Annotated in this window: 8 protein-coding genes; 4 read left to right on the top strand and 4 right to left on the bottom strand. The window is 70.7% G+C overall.

Features of this window, described 5'->3' with window-relative positions; all coding sequences use genetic code 11:
* The first annotated feature begins 392 nt into the window (after window positions 1-392).
* On the top strand, window positions 393-1,001 hold the full coding sequence (locus QSK32_RS35610; RefSeq protein WP_285474386.1) for a hypothetical protein: 609 nt from the start codon (window positions 393-395) through the stop codon (window positions 999-1,001).
* On the top strand, window positions 994-1,815 hold the full coding sequence (locus QSK32_RS35605; protein WP_045747307.1) for a class I SAM-dependent methyltransferase: 822 nt from the start codon (window positions 994-996) through the stop codon (window positions 1,813-1,815). The genes QSK32_RS35610 and QSK32_RS35605 overlap by 8 nt, the downstream gene beginning before the upstream one ends.
* A 134-nt stretch (window positions 1,816-1,949) precedes the next feature.
* On the opposite strand, the gene QSK32_RS35600 is transcribed toward QSK32_RS35605, so the two are convergent.
* A complete protein-coding gene (locus tag QSK32_RS35600; RefSeq protein ID WP_045747306.1) occupies window positions 1,950-2,843 on the bottom strand; it encodes a TauD/TfdA dioxygenase family protein in 894 nt (297 codons plus the stop codon).
* Between the two features lie 153 nt (window positions 2,844-2,996).
* The gene (locus QSK32_RS35595) at window positions 2,997-4,079 is read right to left on the bottom strand and encodes a sporulation protein (protein ID WP_285474393.1); all 1,083 of its coding nucleotides are present in this window, start codon (window positions 4,077-4,079) and stop codon (window positions 2,997-2,999) included.
* A 198-nt stretch (window positions 4,080-4,277) separates the two neighbouring features.
* Between QSK32_RS35595 and QSK32_RS35590 the strand changes: the two genes are divergently transcribed.
* Complete coding sequence (locus tag QSK32_RS35590; protein ID WP_052721141.1) at window positions 4,278-4,766, top strand: hypothetical protein; 489 nt, start codon at window positions 4,278-4,280, stop codon at window positions 4,764-4,766.
* On the opposite strand, the gene QSK32_RS35585 is transcribed toward QSK32_RS35590, so the two are convergent.
* Window positions 4,757-7,030, bottom strand: coding sequence for a PAS domain S-box protein (locus QSK32_RS35585; RefSeq protein ID WP_285474385.1), 2,274 nt, complete (start codon window positions 7,028-7,030; stop codon window positions 4,757-4,759). The two genes, QSK32_RS35590 and QSK32_RS35585, sit on opposite strands and share 10 nt — an antisense overlap.
* 78 nt (window positions 7,031-7,108) lie before the next feature.
* Between QSK32_RS35585 and QSK32_RS35580 the strand changes: the two genes are divergently transcribed.
* Window positions 7,109-7,936 (top strand): SAM-dependent methyltransferase, encoded by an 828-nt coding sequence (locus tag QSK32_RS35580; RefSeq protein WP_063775595.1) that lies wholly within the window; start codon window positions 7,109-7,111, stop codon window positions 7,934-7,936.
* Here the strand turns inward: QSK32_RS35580 and QSK32_RS35575 are convergent.
* Window positions 7,911-8,177 (bottom strand): hypothetical protein, encoded by a 267-nt coding sequence (locus QSK32_RS35575; RefSeq protein WP_063775594.1) that lies wholly within the window; start codon window positions 8,175-8,177, stop codon window positions 7,911-7,913. The genes QSK32_RS35580 and QSK32_RS35575 overlap by 26 nt on opposite strands.
* Window positions 8,178-8,218: the final 41 nt, after the last annotated feature.

The raw sequence follows: 8,218 nt of genomic DNA, 5'->3' as shown, positions 1-8,218 counted from the left end.
GAAATGATGAGCCGGGGTATTGCCATAATTGGCACTGGCTTATCAAGCACCCTGTTGAGTTCTCAAAGAACAACCGCACACCATCTCACGACCCGCTTCCGCGGCCCGTTGCCCGGGGCACTCGCTCTACTTTACTCGCCGTTTCCGTTTCGTCAAATCCCGGTTTCGCAACCGTTTTCTGCCGACACCGAAAAGGTGAGCAACCCACACGCACACACGATCGTCGACCGTGCGATGAAGCTGAGGGTTTCCGTCAGGACGGCCGGCCGGCCCCAACTTCAGGTCCCGCTCGCTCGCCCGTCTCCCTGGCGGCTCTGAGAACACTACCCGCCCACCCCCGCAACGCCAAATCGGGGGGTACCCGGGATGCACGGAGGGCGTATAACGAGCGCATGCGCACTGACGAACTCGCCGCCATGCTCCGGGAGGTGCCGGGCACCGAGGTCGTGGCCGGCCCCGGTCTCCTCACGATCCACGTCCCGGCGATCGGCGACACGGTGCGTCTGGAGTTCCGCGACGTGCTCGATGCCGACTTCGTCTACCTCCCCACGAACGCTCCGGCCGTACAGGTGGATCTGCGCCTCGGCCGGCACGAGTCGGTCCCGGTCATCGTCACGGTCGACGACGTGGTGTTCACCCCGGCGTACGCCGACGACCTGGTCGAGTCCGGCGAGGAGTTGCTGATCCCGGCGATGCCGAGCCTGATCGGCTATTCGGAGATGCACCGGGACGTCCGCGGTCTGGGCAAGGCACTCGACGACGAGGAGGTGGAGCTCGATCCGGACATCCTCGAGGCGACGCTGACCGCCCATCGGTGTTTCATCGCCGGCGCCGTGCGGGTCGGTCTGTGGCCGGTGCGGGTGGCCGCCTGGTGGGAGTACACGACGGCTCGCTCCGCCGGCACCGTCGGCCTCCCCCGGTTCCGCGCCGACGAGCGGTGGGACCGGTTGATGGCCGACGTCACGGAGGCACGCCGCCACGCCCAGACCGTCGATGTCTGACAAGGGCCGCTGGGACTTCACCCCTGCCGAGCCGGAGCGGTCCCGCCTGCGGCAGATCTTCGACGGTGACGCGGAGCTCTACGACCGGGCCCGCCCCGGATATCCGGGGCCGGTCTTCGACCGGCTGGCCGCGGTGGTCCCGGCGCCGGCGCACGTCCTGGAGATCGGTTGCGGGACCGGGCAGGCGACGCGGGATCTGGCCGAGCGGGGTTACCGGGTGACCGCGGTCGAGCTGGGGGCGTCGATGGCCGCCACCGCGCGGCGCAATCTCCGCGGCCACGACGCCGTGACGGTCGTCTCCGGGGCGTTCGAGGAGTGGTCACTTCCGGACGAGCCGTTCGACGTGGTGCTCGCCGCGACCGCGTTCCACTGGCTGGATCCGGCGGTGCGGGTGGTGAAGTCGGCTGACGCGCTGCGGCCCGGCGGTGTGCTGGCGACGATCGCGACGCAGCACATCGCCGGCGGGACGGCGGAGTTCTTCGTCGCCGCGCAGAGGTGTTACGAGCGGTTCGACCCGGACACCCCGCCTGGTCTGCGACTGGAGCCGGCCGGGAACTTCCCGTTCGACGACGCCGACGTCCGGCGCGAGGCCCGTTTCGGTCCGGCGACGTTTTTCCGGTACGAGTGGGAGCACGAGTACCGGACTGCGGAGTACCTCGATCTCCTGATGACCTATTCCGGTCACCGTGCCCTGGCTGACGATCGCCGGGCCGGTCTGCTCGCGTGTCTGGCCGCCCTGATCGACGGGGAGCACGGCGGCCGGATCGTCAAGCGGTACCTGACCGAGCTGCGTCTGGCCCAGCGGGTCGGCTGAGCCGGACGCCCGATCCCCGGTCGAGGATCGGGCGAAAGGCGCTCGCAGATCGGGCCCGCCGGTGACGAGGAGCGGTCAGCAGAGCTGCGGTGACGAGGAGCGGGTCAGGACACCTGCGGTGACGAGGGAACGGGTCAGGAGACCTGCGGCGTGTAGTGCCCGGCCTCGTCCCCCTCGATGATGTAGCTCTTGGCCCCGTCCGCCCCGACCGGCACGTCGCCCGCCACGGTCACCCGGTGCAGGGTGCGCGGCAGGTCGCCGTAGTCGTCCACCGCGTAGTGCTGGGTGCTCCGGTTGTCCCAGACCACCACGTCACCCACCTGCCAGTGGTGACGCAGCGTGTTCTCCGGCCGAGTGACGTAGGTCTGCAGGAGGCGCAGGATGTCGCGCGACTCGGTCTGCGAGAGGCCGACGATGTTCGTGGTGAAGCCGCCGATGAAGAGGTTCGGTGTGCCGGAGTCCGGGTTGACGCGGACTACCGGGTGCGCGGTGCGGTAGCGCTGGGCTGCGAAGACCTTCTGGTATTCCTCGAGTTCCCGGGTGAGGAACTGCGGGTGTTCGGCGTAGTCGTACTCGTTGCTGTGCACCGCCCAGAGCCGGTCGGCGAGGTTCCGTAGGTGCTCCGGCAGGTCGCGGTACGCCGCCGCGGTGTTGGAGAAGAGCGTGTCGCCCCCGTACGGCGGGATGACAAGACTACGCAGCGTGGTCGCCTTGGGTGGGGCGACGACGAAGGTGACGTCGGTGTGCCAGGCGTTGGCGCGGGCGCCCTCGCCGCCGGCCACCTGCAGCACGTTGGACTGGCCCGCGACGGACGGCACGGTCGGGTGTGCCGTGGTGAGCGGGCCGAACGTGCCGGCGAAGCGGACGTGCGCGTCGTCGTCGAGGTCCTGCCCGCGGAAGACGATCACCTTGTGTTCGACGAGGGCGTCGTGGATCTCCCGGGCGGTGCTCTCGCCGAGTGGCCGGGAGAGGTCGACACCGGAGATCTCGGCGCCGATGCGGCCGCCGATCCGCGTGATCGTGGTCATCAGGGGTTCCCTTCGCTCGCCCGGTTCCTGCCCGCTGAACCTATGACGAACGACGATGCCAGAACATACTTATCCCATGGAATGGATGGGATTTGCGGGAAAGGAGACCGGTGGCGTGCCGACCCCCACCGACACGCCACCGGGCGTCATCCCTTACTCGTCGCCGCCGAAGTCCTCGAAGGCCTCGCCGATCTCCTCGAACGCCTCACCCGCGAGGTAACCGGCGGCCAGACCGCCCGCCACACCCATCGCCGCGCCGCCGAGGGCCCCGCCCATGCCGCCGCCCCGGTGCCCGTGGCCGTGGCCGCGGTAGTGGCCGTGGTGGCCGTAGCCCGGCTGCTGATGCCCGTAGGCGGGCTGACCGTAGCCCGGCTGCCCATAACCCGGCTGACCGTAACCCGGCTGGCCGTAGCCCTGCTGCGGGTGGCCGTAGCCTCCGTGCCCGAAGCCGGGCATCGCCTTGCGCTTGTCGAGCGCCTGGCGCACCCAGCCGTCGACGACCTGACGCCAGTCGGTGGTGTCCGCGTCGGCCGGGTTGACCGTGTACCGCCCGTAGGTGTCGTGGCCCGGCGTGAGGAACCCGCCGCGCTTGTCGAACTCGAGCACCACCTCGACGCCGTGCGGGCCGGTCACGAAGGTCAGCTCGACCTCGTTGATGCCCTGCGCGTACTGCGGGGCCGGGTAGTACTCGATCTCCTGGTAGAACGGCAGCGTCTGGTGGACGCCGTAGATCTGGCCGTACTCCAGGTCGGCGGACTTGAACCGGAAGCCGAGCTGGGCGAAGGCGTCCAGGATGCGCTGCTGGATCGGCAGCGGGTTGACGTAGACCGGGTCGAGGTCGCCCTTGTCCAGTGCCCGGGCGATCGACACCTCGGTGCGCACGCCCATCACCATGCCGCGCAGCTGCTGGTTGTAGACCGTGGTGATCGGCGTCTCCCACGGCATGTCGATCCGGAACGGGATCGAGAGTCGCTGGCCGGCGGCCAGGCGCATCGGACCGGACACGGTGAGGCGGTGGAAGTCGCCGACGGTCGAGTAGTCGCTGCCGCCGGTCTCCACCTCCATCCGGGTGACCAGGGCGAGCGTGATGTGCTCGATGTCCGCGTCGGAGGTGCCACCGACCAGGTTGACCTGGCCGGTCAGGGGCGCGCCCGGAAAGGTGTTCGGGTTGGCCAGCACAGTGTCGACGCTCGGCCCGCCGACTCCGATGGCGCCCAGCAGTTTCTTGAAGACCACGATGTTCTCCCGCTTCGACAACTGTCCGATCGGAAAGCTAGCAATGCCCGCTGAGGGAACGCTGAGAAACGCTGTTTCACCACTCGATCCCGTTCTGGCAGCGTAGGGCCGCCACGCAAGAGCACTGAGGACTACGGAGGGTTTCCGGATCGACGCGGACGGCATATCCTGCCCGGGCCATTGAGGAAAGGGGCAGTGTTGGCCGTTCAAGCGCCGCCGTTTCTCCCCTTCTCCCCCAGCCTGCCGCCGGACGATCCGGTGCACGGCAACGGGGGCGCGTCGATCGCGGTGACCCTGCGGTACGCGCCGATCGCCTTCCTGCTCGGCATGTTCCCCCCGGTGCTGGAGATCGACGGTCACCGCGTGCCCGCGAGCTGGGGCCGGGTGGTGCAGCCGGTCGCGTTCGGCTCGCACCGGGTGCACGTCCACGTCCCGTACCTGGTGCCCTCCCGGGTCGGCGTGGCCGAGGCGACGGTGGCCGTGCCGCCGGGCCGGACCGTCGAGCTGGAGTACCGCGCTCCCCTGCTGTCGTTCCTGCGCGGGGCGCTCGGTCCGCCCCCGCAGCAGTACCCGGGCGCCACCGGTGCGCTGATCCTGCTGATCGTCACCATGGTGCTGGGCTTCTGCGCGTGCGCGGGTCTGGCCCTGTCCGCCGGTGAGCCGGCCCAGGGCGGCCTCTACGTCTGAACCTGCAGTTCGTCGTGCAGGGCGCGCATCAGCTCGGCGCTGGTGAACGGCTTCTCGATCAGGTGCACGTCGGCGGTGAGGGTGCCGTGCGTGGTGAGGACCGGCTGGGCATAACCGGACATGAAGACGACCCTGGTGCCGGGCCGGCGGGTCGCGACCGCGGTGGCCAGGTCCTTGCCCAGCATCCCCGGCATGATCACGTCGGTGAGCAGGACGTCGACCGGGTTCTCGCCGGCCAGCCGCAACGCCTCGTCACCGCTGCCCGCGGCCAGTACGGTGTAGCCGCCGCGGCGCAGGATCCGGCAGGTCACCTCGCGCAGGGCGTCCTCGTCCTCGACGACCAGCACGGTCGCGCCGTGCCCGGTGAGCCCGGCCGCGTCGTCCTCGGCGTCCGCCTCCTGCGCCTCGACCTCGGTGGCCGGCAGCAGGATGGTGAACGTGGTGCCGAGACCGGCTGCGGAGTGGATCCGGACCGTCCCGCCGGCCTGGGTGACGATGCCGTAGACGGTGGCCAGGCCCAGTCCGGTGCCCTGGCCGCTGGGTTTGGTGGTGAAGAACGGCTCGAACGCCTTGTCGATCACCTCCTTGGGCATCCCGGTGCCGGTGTCCGCGACGCGCAGCCGGACGTACCGGCCGGGTGCCGTGTCGGTGGCGTCGTCGCCGACTTCCACCACGGCGGTGTCCACGGTGAGGCTGCCGCCGGTGGGCATCGCGTCCCGGGCGTTGACCGCCAGGTTGACCAGTACCTGTTCGAGTTGTCCCGGGTCGGCGATCACCGCGGGCAGTCCCTCGGTGGTGTGCACGGCCAGCGCGATGTGCTCGCCGAGGGAGCGGACGAGCATCTGGTGCACCTCGGTGACCACGGTGTTCAGGTTGAGCGGACGGGGCCGGATCACCTCCCGGCGGGCGAAGGCGAGCAGTTGGTGGGTGAGGTCGCTGCCGCGGCGGGCGGCTCGGGCTATCTGCTCGGCGTCCACCGCGGGCTGGCTGCCGGCCGCGTCCTCGATGATGAACGCCGCATAGTTGAGGATCACCGCGAGCAGGTTGTTGAAGTCGTGGGCGATGCCGCCGGCCAGCTGGCCCAGGCTCTCCAGTCGCTGGGTCTGCTGCATGCGGGCCTCCAGCCGCTGCAGTTCGGCCTCCTCGCGGAGCCGGCGGCGTTCCTCCTCGGCGGCGATGCGCTCGGTGACGTCGCGGACCACCACCACGGTCACCGTGCCGCTGTCGGTGCGCAGGGAACTGCAGGCGATGTCGACCTGCAGCAGTTCGCCGCCGCGCCGCAGGGCACGGCGGGTGGCCCAGCGCGGGTCGGCGAGGTGATCCGGGGCCCCGCCGGCGTCCGGGTCCGCGGGCACGTCGACCGGCAGGCCGTCCGGCAGCAGCAACGGCACCGGCATGTGCAGCAGGTCGTACCGGGGCACCCCGAACAGGCGTTCCGCCTCGGCGTTGACCAGCACCACCTCGCCGTCGGCGGCGACACCGAGCATGGCGTCCGGCGCGGCGTCCAGGATCGCCTGTACGCGGGCCTCGGCGCGTTCCCGGTCGCTGACGTCGCGGGTGATGCTGGTGGTGCCGATCAGGGTGCCGTGTTCGTCGAGCAGCGGGGAGATCAGGGCGGAGACGGTCACCGGGTCGCCCTTGGCGTCGATCCGGACACTGCGGTACCGGTCGACGCGGGCGCCGAGGCGGACCAGCAGGCGCACCTGTTCCTCGTCGGCGCGCTGGCCGGCCGGGAGGATCGCGTCGACCGGGTGGCCGATCATGTCGGAGGCGGGGTGCCCGTACAGCAGTTCGGCGCCGGGATTCCAGGACAGCACGCGACCGTCGAGGTCGGTGGTGATGATCGCGTCGTGCGACGACTGCACGATCGAGGCGAGCAGGGCCCTCGACCGGGCCACCTCCCGCTGGGCGGTGTCATCGCGGAGCAGCGCGGTCACGTACACCCGGCCGTCAGGCCCGGAGGTCACCGAGAGGGACATCTCGACGTCGAAGATCCGGCCGTCGCGGCGGAGCCCGCGGCGGGGACGGCGGCTCAACGGGTCCCGTCGCCCGCTGAGATAACGCGCCCACTGCACGCGCAGGCTCGCGCGGTCCTCCTCCGGCAGAAGATCCTCCAGGGGTACGCCGTTGAGCACGCCCGGTGGGTACCCGAACATGTCGTGCGCCCGCCGGTTGGCCAGGCTGATCACGCAGTCGTCGCCGGTGACGACGATCGCATCCGGGGCGGTGTCGAAGACGATCCCCGGGACATCGCGTGACTCCACCGCAAACCCCCTCTCCCTAAAGTACGTCTATCCGGATATACCGGGCGTGTGGATGCCGGATCTGTGCATGGTGACCAGGTGAGCAGCCCGCCCGAACCGCCCGCCACCATCGACCCGAACCTGCCCAGCGCCGCCCGCGTCTACGACGCCTTCCTCGGCGGCACCCACAACTTCGCAGCCGACCGTGCGGTGGCCGCCCGCGCCACCGAACTGGTACCGGACGCACCCCGCAACGCCCGGGACAACCGCGCCTTCCTGCGGCGGGCCGTCCGGTTCGCGGCATCCCGGGGCATCCGCCAGTTCCTCGACCTGGGATCCGGCATCCCCACCAGCGGCAACGTGCACGAGGTGGCCAGGGAGGCGGCACCGGACGCGCGGGTCGTCTACGTCGACGTGGACCCGTCCGCGGTCCTGTACGCCCGGCACCTGCTCGGCGCCGACCCACTGACCCGGGTGGTCCTCGGCGACGCGCAACGCCCGGAACTACTGCTGACCGACCCCACGGTCCGGAACCTCCTCGACCCGGGCCGGCCGATGTGCCTGCTGATGCTGGCGGTCCTGCACTTCCTGCCGGACAGCCCGGCCCTGGACGCGGCGATGCGGGCGTACCGGGACGCGGCGGCACCGGGCAGCCTGCTCGCGATCTCACACATCACCGGCGGCACCCGGCCGGAGGAGATGGACCGGATCGCGGACCTGTACAACCGGACCGGCACGCCGCTGGTGCCCCGGAACCCGGACCGGGTGCTGCGATTCTTCGACGGGTGGGAGCTGGTCGCGCCGGGCCTGGTCTACACCCCGCAGTGGCGTCCCGGACCGGACGACGACGAACGGGCGGACCCGGCGTCGTCCCTGACCCTGGCCGGCGTCGCCGGACTGGTCACGGACGCGACGCCCGCCTCGTGAGCCGGCTCGGCACCGGAACACCGGCGTCGGCGGGCCGGTCCCAGCCGTCGCAGCAGTCCTCCGGCTCCACCTCGATCAGGTCCAGCAGGTCCGGCCCGGAGTGCCCGGTGTCGACCGAGCCACCGATCAGCCCCATCAGGGCGGCACAGTTGCGCCCGTACCCCTGCACCATCCGGTCCACCCGGGTGAGATGCCCACAACGGCGGCAGGGACGCATCCGCTCCGTCGACGACTCGATCACCGGACCAGTATCACGGTTGAGTCCCGGCGCCGCCGCGCCGA

Source organism: Actinoplanes sp. NBRC 101535 (assembly GCF_030269225.1).
In the GTDB taxonomy this organism is placed as follows: domain Bacteria; phylum Actinomycetota; class Actinomycetes; order Mycobacteriales; family Micromonosporaceae; genus Actinoplanes; species Actinoplanes rectilineatus.
This window is presented reverse-complemented; position numbering and strand designations above follow the sequence as displayed.